We start from the raw sequence: 26,336 nt of genomic DNA, 5'->3' as shown, positions 1-26,336 counted from the left end.
GCGGCTGGCGCCGGTGTCGGTGCTGCGGTGTGCGGAGAGCCTGTCCGACCGGGCGGCGGCAGCCGCGGTGCGGACCGGGATCGACTGTCACCGAACTCGTACAACGGCGTTCGCGCGCTCCGGTCCGCTCGCACAACCTCGGCATCGGTGCGTCAAGAGCCGGCGTTTTGTCGCACCGCGCCGATCGTCAGCTCGGTGAGCCGGTCGAGGTACTGGTCGTCCACCGGCCGGGCGTGGGTGAGGCGCCAGAACACCGGTGCGATGGTCAGGTCCAGGACCAGGTCGACGTCGTCGGCGGCCAGCTCACCCCGGTCGCGCGCCCGGTGCAGCGTGGCGCGGGCCCATGCCACGCGCGGACCCGTGACATGCTCCGCCACCGCCTCGGCGAGCACGGGGTTGCGGTCGGACTCGGCGATCAGATCGGGCAGCACGGCCCGGATGCGCGGGTCGCTGAGCCAGTCGAAGGCGGCCTGCATCACCGCCCGGACGTCACCGCGCAGGGACCCGGTGTCCGGGGCGGGGCCGATCGGGGTGCTGAGCTCGACCAGCCCGGCGACGGTCATCTCCAGCTTGGACGGCCAGCGCCGGTAGATCGCGCTCTTGCCGACATCGGCGCGCTTCGCCACGCCGTCCATCGTCAGGCGCGCGTAGCCCGACTCCACCAGGAGGTCGATGGCCGCCTCGGTGATGACATCGGTGACCGCCTGATTGAACACGGCATTACCTGTCGGGGTGCGTCGGGGCTTCGTCATGCGTCCATCCTAACGCAGGACGGGACGGTATCGTCCCGGCCGTGCTACGGTTCAGTTGGAACGGACGGGACGGTATCGTCCCGGCCGGATGAATGGGGAGGACCAGCTCATGAGGACTGTTCTTGTCACAGGCGGAACCGGGACCACCGGCCGCCGGGTCGCCGCCTTCCTGCGCACTCGGGGCGTCGCGGTGCGAACGGCCAGCCGGCACCCGGTGGCCGGCGACGACCGTCACGTGATCTTCGACTGGGCCGACCCCGGGACCTTCGCCGCGGCCGTGGACGGCGTGGACCGGGTGTTCCTGGTGGCCCCGCTCAGTGACTCCGACTCCGCCTCGGCCGTCGCCGGCTTCCTCGACGCGGCCGTCGCGGCCGGCACCCGACGGGTGGCGCTGCTCAGCGCGTCCGCGGTCACCGACGCGCCGTCGGGACTGGGCGCCCTGCCGCCGCTGGTGCGGGCCCGTGTCCCGGAGGTGGCGGTGCTCCGGCCCTCCTGGTTCATGCAGAACTTCGTCGGGAGCCACCCCGTCGCGGTCGGGATCCGGGAACACGGCCGGATCATCACCGCCACCGGTCGCGGGCGGGTGGCCTTCATCGACCCCGACGACATCGCCGCCGTCGCCGGTCGGCTGCTGCTCGCGGAGTCGATCCCCGACGGTGAGCTGGTCCTGACCGGCCCGCAGGCCCTGAGCTATGACGAGGCCGCCGCCGTGGTCGGCGAGGTCACCGGCACCGCGGTGCACCACACCTCGATCACGGTCGAGGAACTGACCGCGGCGATCGAGGCGAGCGGAGTGCCCCACGACTACGCCCGGGTGCTCGCCGAAATGGACGAGGAGATCGCCAAAGGCAGCGAGGAGCGGATCACCACGACCGTGCGGGACGTGACCGGCCGGGCGCCCCGCTCGTTCCGCGACTTCCTGATCGACGCCCACCGGACCCCCTCGGACCGCCCGGAGCGGGCGGTGGCCTGATGCGGCCCGTGCTGTTCGCCGACGACCGGCAGTTCTGGTTCGAAACACTGCGGATTCTCGGACACGCCGCCTACGGCGGATCCGACATCGGCGAGGTGCTGACCACCGCCGAGGCGATCACCTCCGGCGATTACGACAGCTGGCACGACGCGTGGCGAGCGACCGCCGACCGGGTCGGCGGCCAGGCCGAGGCCGGCCTGGCCGCAGGACACCGGGTCAGCGCCCGCGATGGCATGCTGCGCGCGGCGACGTACTACAGCACGGCCGAGTTCTTCCTCCACGGCGACCCCGACGACCCCCGGATCAACGACGCCTACGAGCGCGGCGCCGCCTGCTTCGCGACGGCGGCGGGCCTGTACCGGCCCGCGATCGAGCCGGTGCGGATCCCGTACGAGGGGACCGTGCTGGAGGGCTGGTTCTACCGGCCCTCCCTCGACGGGGCCCCACGTCCCACGGTGGTGATGCACAACGGCTTCGACGGAAGCGCCGAGGAGCTGCACTACCTGGGCGGGCTGGCCGCCCTCGACCGCGGGTACAACGCGCTGTCCTTCGACGGGCCCGGGCAGCCCAGCGCGATCCACCGCCGCGGCCTGGTGCTGCGCCCCGACTGGGAGCACGTGGTCGGTCCGGTCCTGGACCACCTCAAGACCCTTCCCGGCGTCGACCACGACCGGGTCGCGCTGATGGGCGTCAGCCTGGGCGGGATGCTCGCCCCACGGGCCGCCGCGCACGAACCGCGCCTGGCCGCCGTGGTCGTCGTCGACGGTGTGTACGACGCCGCCGAGGCACTGACCGGACTGCTGCCCCTGCCCCGCACCGAGGTCGAGCGACGCACCCGCGCCGATCACGACCCGGCCTTCGACGACCTGCTCGAACGCGCCGCGGCGGACAGCCCCACCTTGCGGTGGGCGTTCGGCCACGGCCGCTACGCCACCGGCAGCGCCACCTCGCGGGAGTTCCTCGCCCGCTACCTGGACTACCACCTGCGCGACGGGGTCGCCGAGCGCATCAGCTGCCCGGTGCTGGTCTGCTCGGCGGGCGACGACCTGTTCTTCGCCGGCGACGGGACGACGAAGCCCCAACCCCAGGAGCTCTACGACCACCTCACCGCCCCCGCGCGCCTGCAGCACTTCACCGCCGCCGAAGGCGCCGACGCCCACGGTCACGCCGGCGCCGAACGTCTGGTCATGGCCCGCGTCTTCGACTGGCTAGACACCACCGTGGGCACCACCAGCTCCCAGCAGCACCTTACGGAGATCGCATGAACCTGCAGGAGATCAGCGACCGGTTCGAGATACAGGACGTCGTCCACCAGTTGGTCCGGGGCTTCGACCGCCGCGACTGGCACACCGTCGAGCACCTGCTCGCCGACACCGTCGTCTCGGACTACACCGCGATGCTGGGTGGTGAAGCGCAGTCGCGCACCGCTGCGGAGCAGACCCGGCACTACCAGGAGCAGCTCGACCCCCTGGACGCGACGATGCACGCGGCCACGACGCTGCTGGTCGACCTCGACGGCGATCGCGCCACGGCAAGCGTCAACATCCTCACGTGGCTGCGCCGCGAAGCCGCGCACGACGGTCCGTTGTGGTCCAACGGCGCCGCGAGCGAGATCCAGCTGATGCGCACCGAGGGCCGCTGGCTCATCGCCCGGATCACCGTGCGACCTGCCTGGGCCGTGGGCAATCGAGGCGTCCTCGACCCCGTCCTCTGAACCAGTACCGACCGGCTGAACTGAACCAGCACCGACCGGCCCCGCACGCGCGTCCTGCACGTCCGTCCTGCACGTCCGTCCTGCACGTCCGTCCTGCACGTCCGTCCTGCACGTCCGTCCTGTACTCAAGGAGTGGCATGACAACCGCAATCGACGTCCACGCCGCCGTCGCCCCTTCCGGCCGAGCAGACCGCATCGGCCGCGGACTCGCGGCCTTCGCCTCACTCGCGACGGTCGGCGCCTTCATCGACGGAATCATCAGGATGACCGACGCGGCCGATGACCGCCTCTGGGTCGAAGCCTGGCGAACCATCACCTACACCGTCTTCATCGGACTCTTCGCCCTGCTCGCGGCCAAGCCTCGCCACGCACCGGCCGTCTGGGAACTTGTGCTCGCCAGCAAGATCGCACTCGTCGTGTTCGCCGTGATCGTGGGTGACATTCCCGAAGCACGGTTGGCCGGCATGGTCGACTTCGGCCTCGTCGTGGTCGTCGCTCTGGCCTACGTACTGTCCCGCGGCTGGCAAGCCTGGCAACCCGGCACCACCGACCCGACCCGACAGGACATAGTCGTTGCCTCCGGAGCGCGGACGTCGTCGCCCGGGCCAGGCTTTCAGCCCCCGGTCCCCGGATAGGTCCAGAGGCTCAAAAGGCGGTGTGCATGTGGTCAGTGGGGCCGGACTGCGTCAGTCCGGTCCCACCGGCCATCTCGCTGACGGTTTGACAGCAGCCTTCAGACGGGCAACCGCCTGCGCGTGGCGGCCAGTACGCGACGGTGCTCGTTCTGACTGCTGGGCAGTCTCGACGCCCGCGATCGCGGTGTGTTGTGCGCGGCGACTCAGGCCGGACGGTCGCACGGCCGTGTGTGCCTCATCCGCCGCGGACCCGACGGCACACTCCGTTGGTGATGTTGGCGGGGTGCTGACGCCTGGTCCGGCATCACCGTACAGATCATCAACAGGGAAGCCGTATCGGGACCTGAGGTCCGGCGGCCGCACACGGGGGAGCCTCACGCCCGGAGGGCAGCTGGATCCCCTGCTCCGGAGACACGTCTTGTGACCCGCGCTGTACCGAAGTGCCAACCATCTCTCTGATGTAGAGGTGGTGAGGGTCGGCCGGTGGGTCAGACGGGTGTGGCGTCGTTCTCCAGCGCGGGGGCGAGGAGGTGGCAGAGGGAGTCGGCCAGCAGGTGGAGGGGGTCGGCGGTGTCCAGCGGCCAGCCGACGGCGATCCACGCGGAGAAGAACGACTCGGTCTGCAGTACGGCCATCAGTGCCCGTTGGCGAGCCTCCGCAGGGGGGACGCCTCGCCAGCGCTCGGAATGCCCGACGAGCATGCCGACATAGCGTTCGTGCGCCTCGATGTACTGCGTGCGGCCGTCACCGAGGCTGCGGAGCGCCGCCGGAGAGGCCGCGTTGGCGACCCAGCGGATGGGTGCCATCTCCCGCCAGCGGGCCTCGGCGCCGTCGAGCCATGTCCGGATGCCGGCCCGGGTCCATCGCGGCAGCGCGGTCAGGTCGGCGTACGCCTCTTCCATCAAGCCGTACACGCGGTCCACCAGCGCGTCGACGATCTCGGCCTTGCCCGGGAAGTGGGCATAGACCGTGGCCCGTGTCACCCCGGCGGCCTGCGCGATGTCCTCCATCCGCGCGTCGAGAAAGGACTTCTCGGTGAACACCGTGACGGCCGCGTCGAGCAGTCGGCGGTGCGTGAGGCTCTTCTGCTCTTCACGCAGGTTCTTGCGGGGTGTGGGGTGCATCCGCCCAGTCTCTCCCGCGGCCGCCGCGTCAGAAGTGGGGGCCGTGTCCCGGTTGACTGCCCGCTGTGCGATGGGGCGAGGCATGAGTTCACTATACGCGGTGTATGGTGAGTTCGATGTCGCTATACGCCGTGTATGGCGAACCGGTGGCTTGGAGCCCGCTTGATGAGCGCCGCAGTGAACGAGTCGAGTTCCACGGACACGACGCCCACGTCCCGCCGGCAGGTACTGAAGGCGCTCAGCGGCCTGCTCCTCGCCCTGTTCGTGTCGACCCTCAGCAGTACGGTGGTCTCAAGCGCGCTGCCGAAGATCATCGGGGCCGTGCACGGGTCGCAGACCCAGTACACGTGGGTCGTCACCGCCACCCTCCTCACCACCACGGCGACGACCCCGATCTGGGGCAAGCTCGCCGACCTCTTCAGCAAGAAGACCCTCGTACAGGCCTCCATCGCCGTTTTCGTGCTGGGCGCCCTGGTCTCCGGGGTCAGCCGGACCGCCGGGCAGCTCATCGCCGCGCGGGCCCTGCAGGGCGTCGGCGTCGGAGGTGTGCAGGCCCTCGTCCAGATCACGCTCGCGGCCATGATTCCGCCGCGGGAGCGCGGCCGTTACAGCGGTTACCTGAGCAGCGTCACGGCGACGTCGACCATCGGCGGACCGCTGCTCGGCGGCGTCATCGTCGACACCTCGTGGCTGGGCTGGCGGTGGTGCTTCTTCATCGGCGTGCCGATCGCCGCCGTCGCGCTCTTCCTGCTCCAGCGGACGCTGAACCTTCCCGTCATCCGCCGCGAGCACGTGAAGATCGACTACTTGGGGGCCACCCTGATCGCCGCGGGCGTCAGCGTGCTGCTCATCTGGGTGTCGTTCGTCGACAACTCCTTCGCCTGGACCTCGTGGCAGACCGCCCTCATGGTGGCCGGCGGGCTGGCCCTGATCGGCGCGGCCGTGTGGGTGGAGTCGCGCGCCTCCGACCCCGTCGTACCGCTCGCCATCGTGAAACAGCGCACCACCGCCCTGGCGATTCTCGGCAGCCTCGCCGTCGGTACCGCCATGTTCGGCAGCGCGGTGTTCCTGAGTCAGTACTTCCAGCTCAGCCGCGGCCACAGCCCGACGGAGGCGGGCCTCATGACGATTCCCATGATGGCCGGCATTCTGATCGCCTCCACGGTCGCCGGTCGGCTGATCAGCCGAACCGGGAAGATCAAACCGTTCGTCGTCGTCGGCGCCGGCCTCCTCACACTCGGATCCGCGGGCCTCGGCACCATCGACTACAAGACGCCCATGGTCTTCCTGAGCGCGGCGATGCTGTGTGTCGGGATGGGGGTCGGCATGACGCTGCAGAACTTCGTGCTCGCCGTGCAGAACACCGTGCCGCTGAAGGACATAGGCGCGGCCAGTTCCACGGTGTCCTTCTTCCGTTCCCTCGGCGGCACGATCGGTGTCTCGGTCCTCGGTGCCGTCCTGGCCCGCCACGTCCAGGACCAGGTCGCGCAGGGGACGGCATCCGCCGGGCTGTCCGGCCAGGGCGGCACCGCACAGCCCCCCGCGGTGCGGGAGATCATTCGCGTGGCCTACGGCGACGCGACCGCGCAGGTCTTCCTCCTGTCGGCTGCCGCGGCCGTGCTCGCCGTCGTCGCCGCCGTACTGCTGAAGCCGGTCAGCCTGCGCAGCAGCCTCGATCTGCAGAGGCCGCCGGCCGAAGAGCCGGCAAAGACGAACGGGTGACGCTCCGTCATGTCGCCTCCTCCATACGCGAGGCGGATCTGCAGGGGCCGCCGGGCATCATCTGGGACCATTTGAGTCCATCTGGGACCGTCTCAGACCGTCCAAGGTTGCCGCTGTCCCGGCGCTTCGAGTGCGGCAGGTCGGGTGGGTCCGGCTGGAACACGCCTCGCCTTCGTCCAAAGCAAGCACCCTGGGCGCTCTCCCCGCTCGGCCCGGCCTACGTCCACCTCGGGGAGGGCCCGTTCGTCCTGAACCCCTTCACCCACCCCGACTCCACGGGGCCGGACGGGCTGCGGCCGATCGCGGACGGCACCGCTGGCGCGGCGGCGGTCGGCGCTCTCTTCATTGCTCCCCCTGACCTGCCGCTCAGGCTCCGGTGGGGCGGCCCGTGCAGCACGGCCGATCCCGTCACGTTCTACGGTGGTGATGAGCGCGGTGTCGCCGACTGCCCGACTCTGGGCCGGGCGCCGCGCAACGGTCCCGGAGCGTGATCAGGGCCGTTCACCGCGATGACCTCAACGGCTCCGAGCCGGTGCAGTCGGGTATACGGCCGCATCACCACCTCGGGCCACGCCGAGCGGGTACGTAGGCGTCCGCTCCGGCCTCCCCCCCCACCATCTCCACCTTCTCCACATCAGACGAAGTGGAACAACCGACGAAGTGGAACAACCGACGAGGTGGAACAACCGACGGAGTGGGACAACCATGGGAAAGCTCACTGGCAAAGTAGCCCTCGTCACCGGAGCCGGTCGCGGTATCGGCAAGGCCGTCGCCGAACGCCTCGCGCAGGACGGCGCGACGGTCGCGATCAACTACCGCAGCAGCGCGGCGGACGCCGGGCAACTGGTCGAACAGCTCAAGAAGAACGGCACCGACGCGATCGCGGTCCAGGCCGACGTCTCCGACCCGGAGCAGACCGGACGCCTCGTCGACCAGGTCGTCGGGAGCTACGGCAGGCTGGACATCCTGGTGAGCAACGCCGGGATCGAACACTTCGGCCGCCTCGACGAGATCACACCGGAGGACTTCGACCGGGTCTTCGCCATCAACACCCGCGGCCAGCTCTTCGCCGTCCAGCACGCGGCTCGCCACCTTCCCGACGGCGGACGGATCGTGCTCACCTCGTCGGTCAGCGCCACCCGCGCCATCTTCCACCACACTCTGTACGCCGCCAGCAAGGGCGCGGTGAACAGCATGGTGCTCAACCTGTCACCGGAGCTCGGCGCGCGCGGCATCACGATCAACGCCATCGCCCCCGGCGGAACCGCCACCGACATGGCCGACACCCACGCCCTCAGCTACAAGCACCCGCTCCTCGACGCCTCCCTGGATGCCTGGGAGAAGATGCACGGCGCGCTGGGCCGCCTGGCCCGTCCGGAGGAGATCGCGGCCGTCACCGCGTTCCTCGTCTCCGACGACGCCTCGTACATCACCGGCCGCACCATCGAGGCGGACGGCGGGTTCTTCTGATCCGACGTCGGGCGCCCCCCCCGTCCGACACCCCCGCCGGGTACTTCCACTCGTCCTCCCGGCCCGCCGACTCCTCCAGTCGGTCGGTCGGCTCCTCAAGCCGACCCCGCTCCTCAAGGTGCCCTGTCGACGTCCATGGCTGCCGGATTCAGTGACCCCAACAGTCTCAGCAGCAGTGAGCGCACCTGCTCCTGTTCCAGCGGCGTCAGCACCTCCAGGGCTTCGGCGTGGGTGGAGTCCACCGCCTTGGCGGCCTCCGCCGCGAGCCGCAGGCCGGCCTCCGTGACGTGCAGTCGATGCGTGCGTCTGTCGCCGGGGGAGGTCCGCCGCTCCAGCAGTCCCCGCTCGACCAGCCCGTTGACCGCGGTGCCCATGGACTGCGGGGTGATCGCCGTCCTGCGCGCGGCGGTCGCACTGGAGACACCCGGATCGAGGATGGCCTGCATCAGGGCGCTGTTCTGGGCGAGGGTCAGTTGGAACGGGCGCAGTGTGCGCTCCGCCCGGGACGCCATGATCTGGCCGATCTGCCAGGCCACATGGCCCGTGCGCTGGTCGGAATGGTTCACGTGGCAGGTCCCTTTGTAAGGCAGCTGATTATGATGTACAACAGACTATCAGTTGACTTCTATTCTAGGGATCTGTATCCGATGTCCCTGCGTGTCTCCACCCGACGGCCCCACAAGCACGCCTTGGACGTGGCCCATCCTCTTCCCCGCCCTGGAACCCCACGCGCCGTCCTGCTCCCCGTAGCGGTCGTCCTGCTGATAGGCACCGTGTTCGTCAGTGTCTATCTCGCCGCCTTCCATGCGCCGCGCCCTCATGAGCTGCGCGTGGGCACCACGGAGATCGGTACGCATCAGGCGCACCTGCGCCAGGGGCTCGCGCGCGTCATCCCGGACGGCTTCACACTGGAGACCTACCCCGACGAGTCCGCCGCCCGGCAGGCCGTCCAGGACAGGTCCGTGTACGCGGCCTACCTCAGCGACGGGACCCTGCTCTACGCCGGCGCCAATGGAGCCGGCGTCACCGCCACCGTGACTACCGCGTTCGGCTCCGTGGCCCGCGCGGAACACCATCACCTCTCCGTCGAGGACGTCGCCCCGGCGGCGGCGGAGGACACCCGGGGACTCTCCGCCTTCTACGCGGCCTTCGGCCTGGTACTGGCCGGATACCTCTTCGGCATGACCACCTACCAGCTCGCACCCCGGCTCGCGTTCCGCTGGCGTATGGCCAGCCTGGCCTTGTTCGGAGTGATCGGCGGCATCATGGTCGCGGTCATCGGCGGGAGCGTGGGGTTTGGTGCGCTGCCCGGCGCCTCCCTGCCCCTCGTCCTCGTCGTCGCGCTGATGGGCGCCGCGGTCGGCGGCACGACCATGGTGCTGCTGCGGCTGTTCGGCTCCGCGGGCGTCAGTCTTGCCTCGATACTCCTGCTGATCCTCGGCAATGCCAGCAGCGGCGGGGTCCTGCCGGCGGCGTACCTTCCGTCCTGGCTGCACCCGCTGTCCGAGGTCCTGCCCGTCGGGGTCGGCGTCCGCGCGATGCAGGGGCTGGCCGGGTTCCAGAACGACGGTTTGACCCGCGCCCTGGTGATCCTCCCGCTGTGGGTGCTCAGCGCCGCCGCCGTGCTCTACCTGAAGGACGTGTTCCGCCGGGAGGCTCCGAGCGCCGTGGCGGCGAAGGCCGAGCCGCAGCCCGCGACGGTCTGACGCCGGACGCCTCCGCCGCCTGGATCCGGCGTGGACGGAACGGGTGCGGAGGCGTCCGCCAGGGGGCGCTGTGCCCTGCCTGGAACCGGCGCCCTGAGCCGGCGGCGAAAAGAGTGCGGTACGTAGAGCGCGCCTCTGCGAACGCGACGGCTGACCGTGTTCGCGCCGGAGGTCGTACTGGAAGGTCGTGCCGACGGCGTGTGCCGGGCGCCGAGCGGGCGCCCGGCCTTCTCGTGCTCCGACTCGCGGGCCGGACCGCGGTCTTGAGGGTGGGATTCGATCAGCGGGGAGTGGTGCGCAGGTCGATCCCGCGGCGGTGGGCGTCGGTGGCCACGACCCGGGCCGCCAGCTGCGCCAGCTGCCGCCGGTCGGCGTCCGGCAGTGGCGCCACGGACAACTCGATCCGCTCGGCGAACTGAGCGGCGGCCTGCTCGACGAGCTGCCGGCCGGCATCGGTGATCGACACCTGGAACGCGCGGCGGTCGGTCGCGCTGACGGTACGGGTGACCAGGCCGCGGCGCTGCGCGCGGTCGACCAGGCCGCTGATCGAGGACTTGTCCAGACCGAGCAGCCGGCCGAGCTGGTTCATCGTCGGCTCCCGGTCCCGAAGCACCCCGAGCAGGCGCGTTTGGATGATCGACAAGTCGTGCTGCCCCGCGATCTCTTCCAAGGCGTTGTGCACCAGGAACGACAGCTGGGCGAGGGCATCCACGTCCACCGGTCCGGGGGCCGTGCCTGGGCCAGGGGCCGTGCCCGGTCCGGGGTCCCCGCCGGCGCGTGACGGCGGAGCCGGGGCCGGGGGCGATGTGTCGTCGGGCGAAGTCATCCTCCGATTCTACTTGCGAAGGTACGTGCCGCGAACTAGATTGGTACGTGCCACGAACTAATCGTGGCGTGACGACTTCCGGGCGTGGTGAACCGCTCGGACAATCTGCTGCCGATGGAGAACCGAGCCATGACGCATGCCCTGGACAGCGACGTGATCATCTGCGGAACGGGGGCGGCCGGGTTGACCCTCGCCATCGACCTCGCCCGTCGAAACATCGGATTTTTGCTGATCGACAAGGCGCCGCACCCGTTCATCGGCTCCCGCGGCAAGGGCATTCAGCCCCGGAGCCAAGAGGTGTTCGAGGACCTCGGCGTGATCGACCGGATCGTCGCCTCCGGCGGTGAGTACCCCAGCCAGCGCTTCTACACCGACGACGGACCGGTCGACAGGGCCGTCGTCGAGATGTCGGATCCGACGCCCGACGAGCCGTACCAGATTCCGCTGCTCGTCCCGCAGTTTCTCACCGAGCGCCGGCTGCGCGAGCGGCTGGCCGAGCTCGGCCACGCCCCGCACCACAGCCACGAACTCGTCGGCTTCGACCAGGACGCCGACGGGGTGACCGCGCGGATCGCGACCCCGGACGGCGAACGGACCGTGCGGGCCGCCTACCTGATCGGCGCCGACGGCGGATCGAGCTTCGTCCGCAAGGCCCTCGGCATCGGCTTCCCCGGCAAGACCCTCGGCGTACGCGCCATCGTGGCCGACGTACTGGTCGACGGCGTGTCGTGGGACGCCTGGCACCGCTGGGGCGAGGACACCGCGGCGCAGGTGTCGATGTGCCCGCTCTACGGCACCGACATGTTCCAGCTGCAGGCCCCGATCCCCTTCGATGTCGACGTCGACCTCTCGGCCGAGGGGCTCACCGCCTTCTTCCGCGAACGCACCGGCCGGGACGACGTCGTGATCCGCTCCGTGTCCTGGGGGTCCGCTTTCCAGATGAACGCCCGACTGGCCGAGACCTACCGGCGCGGTCGCGTGTTCCTGACCGGGGACGCGGCGCACTGCCATCCGCCGACCGGCGGGCAGGGCCTGAACACGAGCGTCCAGGACGCCTACAACCTCGGCTGGAAACTGGCCGCGGTGCTCGACGGCGCTCCGGAATCGCTGCTGCTGACCTACGAGAAGGAACGCCGGCCGATCGCCGAGGCCGTCCTCGGCCTGTCCGAGAAGCTGCTCGAAGCGGCCAAGAACCGTGACCTCCACCGAGGCCGCGAGGTCAGCCAACTCGATCTCGGCTACGGGGACTCGCCCTTGTCGATGGCCGCCCCGGAGCGCGACAAGGGCGTACTGGCCGGCGACCGCGCGCCCGACGCGCCCGTGACCGGCGCGGGCGGCCTCCCCACGCGGCTGTTCAGCCTGTTCCAGGGGCCCCACTGGACCCTGCTCGGCCACGACGTCGACGATGCCTCGGCGCCGGCGCCGCGCGGCGGCCTGCACATCCACACCATCGGTACCGGCGGCGACCTCCTCGACACCGGCGGCCACGTCCACAGCGCGTACGGGCTGGCGTCCGAGCAGTGGGTGCTCATCCGTCCGGACGGATACGTCGCGGCGGTGGTCGGCACCGCCGATCTCGGCGCCGTCGAAAGCTATCTCGACGCCGTCGGTGTCCGCCCCGTCGCGGTGCCGCCGCCGCACTCCACGGAATCGAGCACCGACATGCCCGCACCGAGCTCCTCGGCCGCCGCTCCCCGCACCCGACGAGAGCACCGTCAGATCCGCACCGCCGCCGAGCGGCGGCTCGCCTCCGCGCAACGCGAGCTCCATCAGCTCTCGCGCCAGGTCCAGCGCGACCTGCGCACCGTCCGCCGACAGGGGGAGACCTCCGCCCTCGTCGCCCGCTCGAACTTCGCCGAACTCGCGGTCCGCAGCATCACCCGGCTGGCGGCCAACCTCCGCACCGACCGCAACGACCACCCCGACCGCACCGACCACCCCGAGCACCCCCACCGCACCGACCAGTAGCGCCTCCCCGGTCACATCCGCCCCCCAAGGGTGCCGATGGCTTTGCCGACTCTTTACAACGCGTTCCGACGCCGCCTCGTCTCTCTGCTCGATCCACCACTCAGCCCGCCGCGTCATCGGGCGGGCTGACCGACGAAGGAGAGCGATTCATGCGCCGAACATTCCTCAGCGCCCTGGCACTCGGGTGCACCGCCGTGCTGGCCGGCACCGTGCCCGCGTTCGCCGACGGGGCCTCCCCGGTCCCCAGCACCCGCGCGGACGCGACGGTGGCGCCGAGCCCGGTCGCCAGTACCCGCGCGGACGCGACGGTGGCGCCGAGCCCGGTCGCCAGTACCCGCGCGGACGCGACGGTGGCGCCGAGCCCGGTCGCCAGTACCCGGCCGGATGCGACCGTGGCGTCGGCCCCGAGTCAGGTCGCCGTCGTACCGAAGGGAGCGCCCGACACCGGTGCGGCGCCGGTGTCGGCGAAGTCCGGGTCCCAGGGCGAGCTGATCGGCGGGGGTGCCGCCGCGGTGTTCGCCGTGGGTGGCGCGACCGTCCTTCTCGTACGGCGTCGGCGGGCGACCGGGGCATGACCTCGCTCTCCAGGCGCGCCTTCGTCACCGCGGCGACGGCCTCCTTGCTCGTGAGCTGCGGCGGCCACGCTGCCGACCGGTCCGCGACCGCACACCCCGGCACCACGCCGCCGCCTGCGCGGCCCTCCGCGAAGGCGGCGCGCGCCCTCGGGCGTTCGGTGCCGGTCGGGCTGCGGATTCCGGCCATCGGGGTCGACACCCCGGTCATGCAGCTCGGGCTGGCCTCGGACGGCACCGTGCAGGTGCCTCCGATCGCGGCGCACGACCGGGCCGGCTGGTACCGGCACTCGCCGACGCCGGGGCAGACCGGCCCGTCGGTGATCCTCGGTCATGTCACGGTCGGCACCTACGGGGACGGAGTCTTCCGCCACCTCTCGCGGTTGCACCGGGGGGACCGGATCCTGGCGCGCCTGGAGAACGGCACGACGGCGACGTTCGCCGTGGACGCCGTACGGACGGTCGCCAAGGCGGACTTCCCGGCGGACGCCGTCTACGGGGACGTGGACCGTCCGGAGCTGCGGCTCATCACCTGTGGCGGCGCCCGTACCGGTGACGGGTACCTCGACAACGTGATCGTCTTCGCCACGCTGAGCTCCGCCTCCGCAAGCCCCTGACCCGCTACTGCCTGCCGCCTGCCGCCTGCCGCCTGCCAGCAGGGTCCCGGGGATCGGGGGGCAGGATCCCCGGGATCCTGCCCCCATCACGTGTCCCACGTGTGCCATGCCCATGCTGTACGAGTGCCATCACGACCATGGAGAGCGTTGAAACGGTCCCGCGAGAAGGCCGCGTCCGAGCTGTTCGCCGCCCTCTATCCGCGTCTCGCCGGCTGGTGCCGCCGACTCGTCGACGACGACGAGACGGCCCACGAGATCGCCTCGGAGGCGTTCACCCGGCTCTGGGCCCGCTGGACGTCCGTGACGGAACCCCGAGGCTTCCTCTACGTCACCGCGGCCAACCTCGTCCGGGACCACTGGCGCAAACTGGAGCGCGAACGCAGAGCCGTGCACCGTGCCACCGCGGAAGCCGCCGTACGCCCGCAGAACGAACAGACCGACCCCTCGGTACGCCTGCTCGTGCAGTCGTTGCCGGAACGGCTGCGCGTACCGATCCTGCTGCACTACTACGCTGACATGCCGATCCGGGAGGTGTCCGCGCTGACCGGGCGCAAGGAAGGAACCGTCAAGGCCGACCTCCACGCGGCCCGCGAACTGCTCCGCGCCCATCTGAGGAGAAGCCTTGATCACACACTCTGACGAGGGTCCCGACTTCGAACCCGACGACCCCCTCGCCGTCATTCTGAGGCCCACCTCCGACTACCTCGGCCCACCCCCCGGCCAGTACGAGACGATCCGCCGCGGTGCGGCCCGCCGTCGGCTGCTGCGCGTCGCGGTCGGGGTCGGGGTCGGGTCGGCGTGCGCCGTCGCCGCCGTCATCGCGCTGCCGTTCCGCCTGACGGCTCCCGAGACACCCGTGTCCCCCACGGTCCCGCTCGCCCCGCCGCCCGCGAGCAGTCCATCGGCGGCGTCCCCCATGCCGTCCGAGCCGTCTTCCGTCCCGTCGGCGTCCTCGCCCGGATCCGTCAGGCCCCGTCCCGCCACCGAGACCCCGACCGTCAGGCCCGACATCCCGACCCCGTCCGGATCATCCGGTTCATCCGCTTCGACCGTGCCCAGCCCCGTGTCGTCCGTGGCACCGACCTCGCCCTCCACCGAGCGCACGGCGGCCCGCTCGGCGACTCAGCGGACCGGGTCGTAGCTGAGTTCCTTGACCTTGCGCAGGGTGAGGGCGGTCTCGACCGCCTGGACGCCGTCCAGGGCCCCGATCTTCTCGCTCAGATACGTGTACAGGTCGGCGCTGTTGCGGTAGACGGTCGCGGCGACGATGTTGGCCTGGCCGGTGGTGGCCGCAGCGAAACGCACCTCGGGATGCGCGGCGAGCGCCCGCCCGACCCCGGCGAGAGCGGCCGGGGCCACGGTGAGCCAGAGCATGGCCTCCGTCTCGTGGCCGAGGGGCTCGTGGTCGTACTGGACGTCGAAGTAGAGCACCCCCGTGGCCCGCATGCGCTCCAGACGCCGTTTGACCACGGACTCCGTCTGGCCGGTGGCGGCCTGGAGCTCGGTGAGCGTGGTGCGCCCGTCCCGCACGAGTACGGCGAGCAGCGCCTCGTCGGCCGGGTCCAGTGTGACGGGGCCGGTGACCGGCGCGACCGGCGGCGGGCGCAGGGCGGCTTCCTGCTCGGGGTCGAGCGCGTTGACCTTGTTGAGCCAGCCGAGCCGGCCGCCGTAGAAGGAGTGCAGTACGCAGTGGGCGCTGACCGAGACGACGCGCGGGGTGCGGTGCAGCCGGTCGAAGAGCAGTTCGTCCCGGGCCTGGCGGCTGCGCGGCTTCATCGCGCACATCACCTCGGTACCGCCGGAGATCAGGGAGACGTACGAGGTGTCGGACCGCCGGGCGAGTGCGGCCGCCAACTGTTGGGCCACGTCCGGGGTGCAGCGCAGCCGGACGAGCCAGGCGGCGCGTCCGGCCAGGCTGTCGTCGATCACGCCGAGCACCCGCAGGCGTGCCGTGGTGCGCAGCCGCCGGATGCGCCGGGCGACGGTCTGGTCGGAGACCCCGAGCACCTCCGCGATCCGGCTGAGCGGCGCCCGTCCGTCGAGTTGCAGAGCCTGGAGCAGTTTCAGGTCGAGTGGGTCGAGCGTGCGGGACGACATCGGCTCCTCCTCCCGTTCCACCGCGGACTCCCGAAGTCAATGATCGAGGACGGGGGGCGGATGTGGTGCGGTGACGGCGAGGCCCGGGACCACCTGTGCAGGTCCCGGGCCTCGTACGGGCGCCCGATCCGTCCCCACGAAGGGCGCCCCTGGTGCTGAGGTCAGCCGTGCTGCCCCAGCCGGGGCTCCGCCGCCCCGGTCTCCTGAAGTGCCGTCCGAGCGGTGCCGGCGCCCGCGGTGACCGGCGCACCAGTGGCGACCGGTGTCGTCGTGGCCGCCCGCCGGGGGCTGCGCAGCAGGACGGCGCCGACCAGCGCGGCGATCAGGGTCAGGACCGCGGCGATGACCAGGCAGAGGTGGAGCCCGTCGAGGAAGGCCTCGGACAGGGCGCCCAGGGCACGTCCCTGGTCGGCGCCCAGGTTCATGCTCGCGACCGCGCCCAGGCCGTGCGCGTCCACCGCGGAGGTGACGCTCCGTATCGTCGCCGCCGGCAGACCGACGTCGCCCAGGTGGCCCGGCAGGGTGTGCACGGCCTTGGTGGTCAGCACGGCACCGAGGACGGCCGGGCCGAGCGCGCCGCCCACCTGACGGAAGGCGCTGTTGCCGGCGGCCGCCATTCCGGCCTGCTGGAACGGCACGGAGGCGACGGCCGCGGCCGTCATGGGCGTGATGACGAAGCCCAGGCCGAGGCCCAGCAGCGCCAGCCGCCAGGCCAGCGAGCCGAACGAGGTGCCGACGTCGATGGACGTCAGCGACAGCAGGGCCCCCGCGGTGATCAGCAGCCCGCCGGTGATCATGACGCGTGCCGACACCCTGTGCATCAGCCGGCCGGCCGGTGCCCCGGCCAGGATGCACATCAGCGTGATCACGCACATCCGGGCCGCCGCCTCCAGAGTGCTCAGCTGCTGCACCATGCCGAAGTAGAGGCTGAGCGCGAAGAAGACACCGATCAGGCCCAGGAAGCTGATCATGGCGACGAGGGTGGTGGCGGTGAAGGCGGGGCTGCGGAAGAGTGTCAGATCCAGCATCGGGCTGTCACTGCGCCGCTCGACCAGGACGAACGCGACGGCCGCGACCGCCGCCGCGAACAGGGCCGTCATCACCTTCACATCGGTGAAGGAACCGGCGCCGCCCTCGATGACTCCGTACACCAGCGCGGTGATCGCCACCGCCGCGCTGATCTGGCCGGGCCAGTCCAGCCGCCGTGAGCCGGGAGCGCGCGAGTCGGTCACCAGGCGGGCCGCGAAGGCCATCGCGACGAGCGAGGCGGGGATCGCCAGCAGGTAGATCCAGCGCCAGGCGAAGTGGTCGAGGATCAGCCCGGCGACGACCGGGCCGACGGCCAGCGCCGCCATCAGGGAGGTCGCCCACAGCGCGACGAACTTGCCGCGTTCGCGGTGGTCGGGCACGGCGTGGCTGATCAGCGCCAGCGTGGTGGGCAGCAGCGCGGCGGCGCCCAGCCCGGCGAAGGCCTGGCCGATCCAGAGGACCTCGATCGACTGGGCGCACAGCGCGACCGCGGCTCCGACGGTGCTGAAGAGCAGCCCCGCCTGGAAGACCTTCTTGCGGCCGTGGACATCGCCGAACACACCGGCGGTCAGGATCAGCGCGGCCATGGGCAGCACGAACGCGTCCGAGACCCACGACAGTTGGGCGGTGGACGCGTTCAGCGCCCGCTGGATGGCCGGCAGGCTCACCGAGACGGTGGTCACCGGCAGATAGGCGACGAACACGCCCACGCAGGCCATGACGAGCGTGGCCGCCCGCCGCTCGCGCGGCTCGTTCGCCGTTGTCGTGACGCTCACGGAACTCTCTCCCCTGCGGCGCACGGCACCGCGATCGCTGGCTACGGCGATCACCTTCGGTCCCTTTCCCGGGCCGAGGCCAGCCACGGTGGGGAAAACCCGGAAATCCGACGTTCGGAGTTCGGATTCCCGGGATTTCCGCGCTTTCCGTGCTTGCTGTCGGGTGCTGTGAGGGGAGCCCCCCACCTCTATCCCTTGAGCGCCTGTCCCTTGAGCGCCGCCATCGCGATCCGCTGGGCGACCGGGTTCATCTCCTCGCCCTTCGCGTCCGTGGAGTTGACCGAGTACACAAGAGTGCGCGAGAGATCACGGGTGGCCGCGACGACCGCCGAGTAGCCGTAGCGCGAGCCCGACTTGAGCCAGTAGACCTGCCCGCCGTACTCGAACCGCTGGAGCCCGGCGCTCATGTCGGCGCCGTCGATCCCGGACGGAACCGTGAACATCTCCTTCAGCTGCGGTGCCGGGACGAGGTCGCCACGGAACAGATGGGTGACCAGCCGCTCCAGGTCCGCCGTCGTGGAGATCATGTCGCCCGCCGCCCGGCGGTCCGCCTGGTTCCAGTCGCTGACGTCGACGAACTCCGTCGTGCCGTCCGCCCGTTTCACCGCCTGGTAGCCGAGGTTGTGCGGACCCCGGATGCGCGGATCCGTACCGGGGAAGTAGGTGCGCGTCATCCCGGCGGGCCGCAGCACACGCCGCGTGGCCTCGGCGGCGTACGAGTGCCCTGTGACCTTCTCGATCAGCATGCCGAGGATCGTGTAGTTGATGTTCAGGTAGTGCTGCTGTCTGCCGGGGCAGAACTCCGGCCCCTTCGCCACCGCCGAGGCCACGACCTGCTCGGGCGTGAGCGTGTCGAAGCGGTGCGCGTACGCGTCCTCGAAGGAGTCGCCGAAGCCGTCGCCCGCCTGGATCCCGCTGGTGTGGTTCAGCAACTGGCGTACGGAGACGGGCTTGAAGGCGGACGACAGCAGCCCGGGAAGATAGCGCTGGACCGGTGCGTTCAGATCGACTTCGCCCTCGGCCGCGAGCTGCAGCACGACCGCCGCCGTGACCACCTTCGTCGTCGAACCGGCCCGGAACAGCGCGTTCGGGTCCGCCTCCCGGCCGCTCGCGAGATCGTGCACCCCGGCGCTCCCGAGCCAGCGGCCGTCGGTGCCCCCGACCCGTACGAGCGCGGCCGTCGCGTCGGCGTCGGGCAGCCCCGCGAGCGCGGCACGCAGGGCGGCGGCGTCCGGTCCCGTCGTGGCGGTCCGCACGGCGGGGGCGGGGGCGGGGGCGGGGGCGGCGACGGCGGGCGCGGCCAGCGGGCCGGCCGCCAGGCCGAGGACGAGCGCGACGGTGACGGCGGTGACGGTTCGGATGCGATCAGGCATGGGCTGCTCCTGGTGTGGGTGGGACGGTGAGATCATCCTGAGGTCGCGCACCCGCTCGCGGATCCTCAACGAGGAGGGTCCCGCCCCCGGTGACGACCCCGATCAACTGCCGTACCACGTACGGGTGTTGTCAGGGTTCGTCCCTAGGGAGCGGTGAACTTTCCCGAGGCCCGGAAGGAAAAACCCGAGGCCCGGAAGGAAAAAAACTGTTATCGCGGAGGGCGACCCTCCGTCTCCTGTGCGTCGGACCCCGGCGAGCACCGTGACACCGAAAGGGACGTACGTGGACGGGCGGCAGTGGCGCTCCATCATCGCGGCCGCGCAGGCCGGTGACCGGCGTGCCCTCGACGAACTGGTCGCGGGCTGGCTGCCCCTCGTCTACAACATCGTCGGCCGCGCCCTGAACGGCCACGCGGACGTCGACGACGTCGTGCAGGAGACCATGCTGCGCGCCGTCGACAACCTCGGCTCACTGCGCGACCCGGACAGCTTCCGGTCCTGGCTGGTCGCCATCGCCATGCGGCAGATACGCGAGCGGGCGCGCCGCCGCACCTCCGAGCCGCTGACCGACGGCGCCCGCGAACAGGCCGCCGACTTCGCCGAACTGACCGTGCTGCGGCTCCAGTTGGAGGGGCAGCGGCGCGAGGTCGCGGAGGCGGTGCGCTGGCTCGACGACGAGGACCGCCAACTGCTCTCGCTGTGGTGGCTGGAAGTGGCGGGCGAACTCACCCGGCGCGAGCTGGCGGCGGCGGTCGGGATCAGCCGGCAGCACGCGGCGGTGCGGGTGCAGCGCATGAAGGAGCGGCTGGAGACCGCGCGGGACATGGTGCGGGCGCTCGACGTCCACCACCCCGGCGCGGGCAACTCCCCCTGCCCCGACCTGGGGTTGGTGACCGCCCGCTGGGACGGGCGGCCCGACTCGGTCTGGCGCAAGCGGCTCGCCCGGCACATCCGGGGCTGCGCGTCCTGCGCGGGCGCCCGCGGGGCCGTCGTACCGGCCGAACGCCTTCTCGTCGGGATCGCCCTCGTCCCGCTCCCGGTCGGCTTCACGCTGACGCTCGCCCTCGGCGGGAAGACGGCGGCCGCCGCCGCATCCGCCGCCACATCCGCCGGCTGGTCGGCCAAGGTCCTCGGCGCACTCACCAAGCCCGCCGTCGCCGTCACGGCCGGCGCGACCCTCGCGGCGGGCGGTGTGTATGTCGTCGCCCGGACGCCGGACGGCCCGCCCCCGGCGGTTGCCGCACCCACGGCGGCGAGCACCGCCCGCCCGCCGTCGGGACAGCCGGGAAAGCCGTCGCCTTCCGGGACCCCTTCACCCTCCCTGTCCTCCTCCGCCTCCCCGTCGGCCTCGCCCTCGCCGTCGCCTTCGAAGACCCGCGTCCAGCCGTACGGCAGCGTCGTCGACGCCGTCGACAGCGCGCCTGCCCCGGCCGCGCTCCCGGCGGCGCTGCCCCGTCGCGCCGAGAAGGGCCTCGCGGCGACCGGCGCGCCCGCCACCGGGCTGACCCACCGCGGCGAGACGGTCACCCTCACCGGCCGGGGCTACTTCCGCGTCCGCTGGCAGATCCTGCCCCGGCAACGCCCCGGCGCCGTGGCCATGCCGACCTGGACCGGGCTGCGCGGCAGGCTCTTCCACGTCGCCTCGGGCGGCGGCCACCGCATGGACGATGTCCAGCCCGGGTCGACGGACGGCACGACATGGATGGGCGGCCCTGCCGTGGGCCACGCCGTCCTGCCCTCCGGCACGCAACAGATGTGGCAGAACGAGTACTTCTGGGTCGACGGCACCGTCACCCTGCACCAGAACGAGGGCCAGGCCGACTACAACCTCTTCGTCCAGACCTCGACCTGGGACAAGGCGACCGAGGACGTCCGCACCGGTCCCGCCCAGGGCGCGGTCCGCTACGGACTCGTCCGCGACAACGGCAAGGACACCGCCCCGGTGCCGCAGTACCTGACCCGCTCGACCCCCGCCGACCCGGCGACGGTGAGCCGGGTCTCGGAGGTCACTTCCTGACTCCCGCGCCCGCGTTTCCCGACTCCTGCGCCCGCGTTCAAACCCGCCCGGTGTTACGTCGGCATGTCGTCCGGGCGGGCCTCCGACCAGGACGTTGATCATCTGTTGACCGAGGTGAAATCGCGACGGGGGAGTCTCGTGTGGTCAGTTACGTCGGAGAAGGAGTGTTGTGATGAAGCTTCTGTTCGCCATCCGTAACAAGGTTTCCGCCCAGAAGAGCCTGAAGGCGAGTGCCTGGTACCTCTGGTACTGACCCGGCTCCCGCCGCTCCCGTCGGCAGGCGGGGGCGGCACCGCCGGTCCGGGTCCGCGCCCGGCCGAGTCCCCGCCACCGGGCCCCTCGACACGGCCCCCGGCTTCCTCGGAGACCCCCATGTCGCTCTCCTCCCTTCCGCGTACGCGAACCACCGTGCTCAGCCCACGACTTGCCGCCCTGCTCCGCGACCATCTGGGCAAGGACGTCTTCCGGCTCGAACCCGACACGATCGGGGTCGCCGGGCCGGAGGTCACCGACCGGATCCTCGCCGCGCGGCGCGCCACCGAGACGGAGCGGCCCACGTTCAAGCCGCTGCACGGACGCTCGATCGTGCGCAACGAGGCCTCGTCGGTGATGCGGACCGTCGGCGCGGACGTACGCGAGGCGCTGAAGCGGCCGCTGCCGAACAACGTGGACCTGTCGGGCTCCTGGCCGCTGAAGGGGCATCTCTTCCTGCGGGACCTCATCCTCGCCAAGGACCCGTACCGGCTGCGCGTGCTGATGAGCCGCAACCTCGAACTGACCCCCAAGCTCACCTGGACGGTGATAGCGGCGGGTGCCGCGCTGCCGTGGCGGATCGGCCCCGACGGCGAGGCGACCGGCCTCGCCCGCCTGCTGGCCGAGGCGGACGGCTATCACAACCGGCGCTACGCGATGGGTATGTACCGGCGAGCGGCCGCCCCGGTGTGCTTCACGGTCTCCACCCTCGTCGCGAACGCCATGTGGCTCGGGACGCCGTTCGACGACAGCACACCGAACCGCAACCTCATCTTCGAGTCGATGCGCCTGCTGCCGCCGTCGTGGAACATGCTGCGCTACGCCTCTCCCGAATACCCGGCCGTCGACGAGCGCATCGGCGCGGGCGACGACGTCCTGCTGCTGCCCCTGCTCTCGCACCGCGACCCGGCGCTGTGGGACGACCCGGACGCCTTCCGCCCGGAGCGCTGGGACCACCTCGACCCCGACACGGCCCCCGGCTATCTGCCCTTCGGCCACTCCTCCGAGCGCTGCTGGGGCCGGCACATGGTCATGCCGCTCGCCGAACTGCTGCTCGACCTCGTCCGCGCGGCGGGCCTGACGGTGGAACCCGGGCAACGGACCGGAAAGGTGCCCCTGCTCGGTCTGCTCGGGGTGGAGGACGTACGGCTCACCGCGGCACGCTGACTCAGGGCTTGCGCAGCGCGCACAGCGCGTCGATGCGGTTCGTCGTGATCGAATCCACCCCCATGTCCAGCAGCCGGCGCATGGAACGGCGGGTGTCGGGCGTCCAGACGGAGAGCAGCCGGCCGCCGCGGTGGACGTGGGCCGTGAGGGCGCGGTCGACCAGGGTGAAGCGGTAGTTGAGCCAGCGCGGCCGGACGGCTTCGAGCAGGGCGGGCCGCGGCGGTGCCAGGGTCGTCCAGGTCAGCGCGATCTCCGCGGCCGGGTCGGCGGCGCGCACCGCCAGCATGGCCGGGGCGTCCGCGCAGTAGTACACCCGCTCCTGGGCCCCGCACTCGCGGATGACGTCGACGATCCGGCGTACGGCCGCGGCGTCGGGCTCACCCGGCAGATCGACCATGATCCGGTTGTCCCCGGTCGCTTCGAGGGCCTCCACGAGCGTCGGCACCCCGCCGTCGGTGAGCCCGCGCAGCTCGTCCGAGGAGAGCGACCGCAGCGGCCGTTCCAGCTCCCACAGCCGCTTCAGCGTGTCGTCGTGCAGGAGCACGGGCACGTTGTCACGCGTCAGCCGTACGTCGATCTCGACCGCGTCCGCGCCCTGTTGGAGCGCGGAACGCAGCGAGCCGAGGGTGTTCTCGCGGGCGCGGTAGGGGTCGCCGCGGTGGGCCACGGCAGTCACGGTACGCATGGGCCCATTGTGCTGGTCGGTCAGGGCACGAGCCAGGCCGAGGCGTAGGTGTCGATCTCCTCGGCGAGCCTCGCCTTTCCGGCCGGGTCCAGGAAGGAGGCCTCGACCGCGTTCTTGGCGAGCGCGGCGAGAGCGAGTTCGTCGAGATCGAGGAGGCGGGCGGCGACCGCGTACTCGTTGTTGAGGTCGGTGCCGAACATCGGCGGGTCGTCGGAGTTGATGGTGACGAGGACCCCGGCCCGGGTGAACTCCTTTATGGGGTGCTCGTCGAGGGTGCGGACCGCGCGGGTGGCGATGTTGGAGGTCGGGCAGACCTCCAGCGCGATGCGGTGCTCGGCGAGGTGGGCGAGCAGCTTCGGGTCCTGTGCGGAGCTCGTGCCGTGCCCGATGCGCTCGGCGCGCAGGTCGTTGAGCGCGTCCCAGACGGTTCCCGGCCCGGTCGTCTCACCGGCGTGCGGCACCGAGTGCAGTCCGGCCGCGATCGCCCGGTCGAAGTACGGCTTGAACTGCGGCCGCGGTACGCCGATTTCGGGCCCGCCGAGCCCGAAGGAGACCAGCCCCTCCGGCCGCAGCCGGTCGTCGGTCGCGAGCCGTACGGTCTCCTCGCCGGCCTCCAGGCCCGCCTCTCCGGGAATGTCGAAGCACCAGCGCAGGACGACCCCCAGCTCGGCCTCCGCCGCCTTGCGGGCGTCCTCGATCGCGTCCATGAAGGCACGTTCGTCGATACCGCGGCGGGTGGAGGACCACGGGGTGATGGTCAGCTCGGCGTAACGGACCTGCTGCCGTGCCATGTCCCGGGCGACCTCGTAGGTCAGCAGCCGGACGTCCTCGGGGGTGCGGATGAGGTCGACGACGGACAGGTACACCTGGATGAAGTGGGCGAAGTCCGTGAACGTGAAGTAGTCCGCGAGGGCCTCGGGGTCCGTCGGCACCGTGGAGTCGGGGTGGCGGGCGGCGAGGGCGGAGACAATGCGGGGGGAGGCGGATCCGACGTGGTGCACATGCAGTTCGGCCTTGGGCAGTCCGGCGATGAAGGCGTGCGGATCGCGGGCGTCGTCGCGGGTGCTGAGCTGGTCGGTCAAGGGTTCCTCCCCGGGAACGGCGCCCCAGGACCGTGGTCGGGAGGGACGCGGATGATCGGCTGATCGGTGACTTGGGGATCATCGTAGGCGGCGGCCCGCTAGGTGAAGCCCCAGGCCTTAGCATGACGGAACGTACGACAGAGGGGACCCGACGCATGTCCGACGACCCACAGGTGCCACAGGCGCCGCAGGACGCCGCCGCGACCCCGTGGGCATCCCCGGACCACACGGCTGCGCCGCCGACGCAGATCGATGTGCCGTCGGCCGCCGGGCCCGAGGACGCGATACCCGGGGGGAGCCCGGCGCCGGGCTCCCCGCCCGGGACTCCCCTCGACAAGGCATCCGCCGAACCGCGGCCCGAGCCGAACCCTTGGGCCCCGCCCGAGGCACGGGCCCAGGCCGGCCCGAGCGGCACCTCGCCGACTCCCACGCTTCCCACACCCCCCTCGGTGCACGATCAGCCGACGGTCGTCGCGGTCCCCGCCCCGGGCACCCCGAACCAGCCGCCCCCGCACGCGTACCCGCAGCCCGACTCCACCCCGCAGCCCCAGCCCCGGCCCCAGTCCTGGGACAACCCCTTCGCAGCCCCCGCGGCGGCCTCGGCGTCCCACCCCCAGCCCGCCCCCGGAGAACCGGTTCCCCCGCCGCCCATCGCCCCCGAAGGCCCCGGCCAGATCCCGTACGGATACGGATACGGATACGGCTACCCGGCCCACCCCGCGCCGGGGACCGGCTACCCGGGCGCGCCGGGCTACGGCTGGCCCGCGATGCCTCCCGTGCCGAGCAACGGCATGGGCACCGCCGGGCTCGTGCTCGGCATCATCTCGGCCGTCCTCTTCTGTCTGTGGCCGCTGGCCATCATCCTGGGCATCCTCGCGGTGACCTTCGGCCTGCTGGGGCGCGGCAAGGCACGCCGGGGCGAGGCGACGAACCCGGGGCAGGCGCTGGCCGGAATCATCTGCGGAGCGGTCGGGATCGCCCTGGGCATCGCGATGATCGTGGTCTTCTTCGTCCTCCCGGACGACAGCGGCGACAGCGACCCGTTCGACGGGGACGACGGCTACTCCACCTCACTCGTCGTGCCGCACCTCAACACCTAGGCCGCCAACCGCTCCCGCGCCTCCATCAACGCGAACCCCAGCAGATTCGGCCCCCGCCACCGCTCGGGATCCGCCGCCCGCTCGTCGTCCGCCGCGAGCCCGATGCCCCACACCCGGTCCATGGGGCTCGCCTCGACCAGCACCCTCCCCCAGCCTTCGGCCGGGGGGACCTCCATCTCGCTTCGCTTGCCCGTGCCCAGCAGGAACGCCCGCAGCTCGGGGTGCGCGGTGAACTTGTGGACGCTGCCCTCGACGACGATCCCGAAGCGCTCCCGCTCCCATATCGTCTCGTCGAAGCCACGCACGAGCCGCCCCGCCTTCTTGGCGATCGCGGGGCTCCGTGCCTCGATCGCGCGCTCCTGCGCCTCCGCGTCCCCGAAGAGCCGCGCCTTGCCCGCCATCATCCAGTGCTCGGCGGTCGCGTAAGTGACACCGTCCACCACGAACGGTGACGGCCACCACTGGCTCAGACAGCTCGCGCTCACCCGACCGTCCGGTCGCGGGCGGTGCCCCCAGAAGTGCAGGTACTTGACCCTCGCCCCCGAGCGGACCGCGCTGACCAGCGCTTCCCAAGAATCGATCTTCCCCATGCACGCCACTGTGGCACGCACCACTGACATTCCGTCCCGCCTTTTCCACGGGGACTCGACACCTGGTCGACAGATTCCGTCGCGTAACC

Annotated in this window: 25 protein-coding genes and 1 pseudogene; 15 read left to right on the top strand and 11 right to left on the bottom strand. The window is 71.5% G+C overall.

Annotation, left to right across the window (positions count from 1 at the left end):
- Positions 1-152: 152 nt before the first annotated feature.
- Positions 153-752 carry a TetR/AcrR family transcriptional regulator gene (locus RV986_RS15070; protein ID WP_475917902.1) on the bottom strand — a complete coding sequence of 200 codons (600 nt, stop codon included), beginning with the start codon at positions 750-752 and terminating at the stop codon, positions 153-155.
- Positions 753-861: 109 nt separating this feature from the next.
- Between RV986_RS15070 and RV986_RS15065 the strand changes: the two genes are divergently transcribed.
- From RV986_RS15065 to RV986_RS15050, 4 genes are all read left to right on the top strand, one after another.
- Positions 862-1,725, top strand: a complete 864-nt coding sequence (locus RV986_RS15065) for an NAD(P)H-binding protein (RefSeq protein WP_475917901.1) — start codon at positions 862-864, stop codon at positions 1,723-1,725.
- The gene (locus tag RV986_RS15060) at positions 1,725-2,990 is read left to right on the top strand and encodes an alpha/beta hydrolase family protein (RefSeq protein WP_475917900.1); all 1,266 of its coding nucleotides are present in this window, start codon (positions 1,725-1,727) and stop codon (positions 2,988-2,990) included. Before RV986_RS15065 ends, RV986_RS15060 begins: the two co-directional genes overlap by 1 nt.
- Positions 2,987-3,439 (top strand): nuclear transport factor 2 family protein, encoded by a 453-nt coding sequence (locus RV986_RS15055; protein ID WP_475917899.1) that lies wholly within the window; start codon positions 2,987-2,989, stop codon positions 3,437-3,439. Before RV986_RS15060 ends, RV986_RS15055 begins: the two co-directional genes overlap by 4 nt.
- A gap of 137 nt (positions 3,440-3,576) precedes the next feature.
- The gene (locus RV986_RS15050) at positions 3,577-4,074 is read left to right on the top strand and encodes a hypothetical protein (RefSeq protein ID WP_475917898.1); all 498 of its coding nucleotides are present in this window, start codon (positions 3,577-3,579) and stop codon (positions 4,072-4,074) included.
- A 488-nt stretch (positions 4,075-4,562) separates the two neighbouring features.
- On the opposite strand, the gene RV986_RS15045 is transcribed toward RV986_RS15050, so the two are convergent.
- The gene (locus tag RV986_RS15045) at positions 4,563-5,198 is read right to left on the bottom strand and encodes a TetR/AcrR family transcriptional regulator (RefSeq protein ID WP_475917897.1); all 636 of its coding nucleotides are present in this window, start codon (positions 5,196-5,198) and stop codon (positions 4,563-4,565) included.
- Positions 5,199-5,363: 165 nt separating this feature from the next.
- On the opposite strand from RV986_RS15045, the gene RV986_RS15040 reads away from it, so the two are divergent.
- Both RV986_RS15040 and RV986_RS15035 read left to right on the top strand, forming a co-directional pair.
- A complete protein-coding gene (locus tag RV986_RS15040) occupies positions 5,364-6,920 on the top strand; it encodes an MFS transporter (protein WP_475917896.1) in 1,557 nt (518 codons plus the stop codon).
- A gap of 705 nt (positions 6,921-7,625) precedes the next feature.
- Entirely contained in the window at positions 7,626-8,390 is a 765-nt protein-coding gene (locus RV986_RS15035; protein ID WP_475917895.1) for an SDR family NAD(P)-dependent oxidoreductase, read from the top strand.
- Positions 8,391-8,503: 113 nt separating this feature from the next.
- Here the strand turns inward: RV986_RS15035 and RV986_RS15030 are convergent, their stop codons facing one another.
- Positions 8,504-8,956, bottom strand: coding sequence for a MarR family winged helix-turn-helix transcriptional regulator (locus tag RV986_RS15030; protein WP_475917894.1), 453 nt, complete (start codon positions 8,954-8,956; stop codon positions 8,504-8,506).
- A gap of 81 nt (positions 8,957-9,037) precedes the next feature.
- Here RV986_RS15030 and RV986_RS15025 point away from each other — a divergent pair, with 81 nt between their 5' ends.
- Positions 9,038-10,096 (top strand): ABC transporter permease, encoded by a 1,059-nt coding sequence (locus tag RV986_RS15025; RefSeq protein ID WP_475917893.1) that lies wholly within the window; start codon positions 9,038-9,040, stop codon positions 10,094-10,096.
- Between the two features lie 280 nt (positions 10,097-10,376).
- Here RV986_RS15025 and RV986_RS15020 read toward each other — a convergent pair whose 3' ends face one another.
- Positions 10,377-10,922 carry a MarR family winged helix-turn-helix transcriptional regulator gene (locus RV986_RS15020; protein WP_475917892.1) on the bottom strand — a complete coding sequence of 182 codons (546 nt, stop codon included), beginning with the start codon at positions 10,920-10,922 and terminating at the stop codon, positions 10,377-10,379.
- A 129-nt stretch (positions 10,923-11,051) separates the two neighbouring features.
- Here RV986_RS15020 and RV986_RS15015 point away from each other — a divergent pair, with 129 nt between their 5' ends.
- The 4 genes from RV986_RS15015 to RV986_RS15000 all read left to right on the top strand — a co-directional run bounded on the left by RV986_RS15015 (position 11,052) and on the right by RV986_RS15000 (position 14,718).
- Positions 11,052-12,890, top strand: a complete 1,839-nt coding sequence (locus RV986_RS15015) for an FAD-dependent oxidoreductase (RefSeq protein ID WP_475917891.1) — start codon at positions 11,052-11,054, stop codon at positions 12,888-12,890.
- A gap of 149 nt (positions 12,891-13,039) precedes the next feature.
- Positions 13,040-13,465, top strand: a complete 426-nt coding sequence (locus RV986_RS15010) for a sortase-dependent protein (protein WP_475917890.1) — start codon at positions 13,040-13,042, stop codon at positions 13,463-13,465.
- A complete protein-coding gene (locus RV986_RS15005) occupies positions 13,462-14,079 on the top strand; it encodes a class F sortase (RefSeq protein WP_475917889.1) in 618 nt (205 codons plus the stop codon). Before RV986_RS15010 ends, RV986_RS15005 begins: the two co-directional genes overlap by 4 nt.
- 147 nt (positions 14,080-14,226) lie before the next feature.
- Positions 14,227-14,718, top strand: coding sequence for an RNA polymerase sigma factor (locus RV986_RS15000; RefSeq protein WP_475917888.1), 492 nt, complete (start codon positions 14,227-14,229; stop codon positions 14,716-14,718).
- A 60-nt stretch (positions 14,719-14,778) separates the two neighbouring features.
- Here RV986_RS15000 and RV986_RS14995 read toward each other — a convergent pair whose 3' ends face one another.
- From RV986_RS14995 to RV986_RS14980, 4 genes are all read right to left on the bottom strand, one after another.
- Positions 14,779-15,183 carry a hypothetical protein gene (locus tag RV986_RS14995; RefSeq protein ID WP_475917887.1) on the bottom strand — a complete coding sequence of 135 codons (405 nt, stop codon included), beginning with the start codon at positions 15,181-15,183 and terminating at the stop codon, positions 14,779-14,781.
- An 18-nt stretch (positions 15,184-15,201) separates the two neighbouring features.
- Positions 15,202-16,176 carry an Lrp/AsnC family transcriptional regulator gene (locus RV986_RS14990; protein WP_475917886.1) on the bottom strand — a complete coding sequence of 325 codons (975 nt, stop codon included), beginning with the start codon at positions 16,174-16,176 and terminating at the stop codon, positions 15,202-15,204.
- Between the two features lie 161 nt (positions 16,177-16,337).
- Positions 16,338-17,981: an MFS transporter gene (locus RV986_RS14985; RefSeq protein ID WP_475917885.1), complete on the bottom strand. Its 1,644-nt coding sequence runs from the start codon at positions 17,979-17,981 to the stop codon at positions 16,338-16,340.
- A gap of 188 nt (positions 17,982-18,169) precedes the next feature.
- A complete protein-coding gene (locus tag RV986_RS14980) occupies positions 18,170-19,354 on the bottom strand; it encodes a serine hydrolase domain-containing protein (protein WP_475917884.1) in 1,185 nt (394 codons plus the stop codon).
- A 262-nt stretch (positions 19,355-19,616) separates the two neighbouring features.
- Between RV986_RS14980 and RV986_RS14975 the strand changes: the two genes are divergently transcribed.
- From RV986_RS14975 to RV986_RS14965, 3 genes are all read left to right on the top strand, one after another.
- Entirely contained in the window at positions 19,617-21,371 is a 1,755-nt protein-coding gene (locus tag RV986_RS14975) for a sigma-70 family RNA polymerase sigma factor (RefSeq protein ID WP_475917883.1), read from the top strand.
- Positions 21,372-21,543: 172 nt separating this feature from the next.
- A complete protein-coding gene (locus tag RV986_RS14970) occupies positions 21,544-21,624 on the top strand; it encodes a tryptorubin family RiPP precursor (protein WP_405885789.1) in 81 nt (26 codons plus the stop codon).
- A 119-nt stretch (positions 21,625-21,743) separates the two neighbouring features.
- A complete protein-coding gene (locus tag RV986_RS14965) occupies positions 21,744-22,790 on the top strand; it encodes a cytochrome P450 (RefSeq protein WP_475917882.1) in 1,047 nt (348 codons plus the stop codon).
- 1 nt (position 22,791) lies between these two features.
- On the opposite strand, the gene RV986_RS14960 is transcribed toward RV986_RS14965, so the two are convergent.
- On the bottom strand, positions 22,792-23,475 hold the full coding sequence (locus RV986_RS14960) for a glycerophosphodiester phosphodiesterase (RefSeq protein WP_475917881.1): 684 nt from the start codon (positions 23,473-23,475) through the stop codon (positions 22,792-22,794).
- A 20-nt stretch (positions 23,476-23,495) separates the two neighbouring features.
- Positions 23,496-24,610 (bottom strand): annotated as a pseudogene (locus RV986_RS14955) (adenosine deaminase).
- A 102-nt stretch (positions 24,611-24,712) separates the two neighbouring features.
- Here RV986_RS14955 and RV986_RS14950 point away from each other — a divergent pair.
- Complete coding sequence (locus RV986_RS14950; RefSeq protein ID WP_475917880.1) at positions 24,713-25,657, top strand: DUF4190 domain-containing protein; 945 nt, start codon at positions 24,713-24,715, stop codon at positions 25,655-25,657.
- On the opposite strand, the gene RV986_RS14945 is transcribed toward RV986_RS14950, so the two are convergent.
- Positions 25,654-26,277 carry an NADAR family protein gene (locus RV986_RS14945; RefSeq protein ID WP_475917879.1) on the bottom strand — a complete coding sequence of 208 codons (624 nt, stop codon included), beginning with the start codon at positions 26,275-26,277 and terminating at the stop codon, positions 25,654-25,656. The genes RV986_RS14950 and RV986_RS14945 overlap by 4 nt on opposite strands.
- Positions 26,278-26,336: the final 59 nt, after the last annotated feature.

This window comes from Streptomyces sp. RLA012, assembly GCF_056270325.1.
Note: the sequence above shows the minus strand (reverse complement) of the source record. Positions and strands in the feature narration are given on the sequence as shown.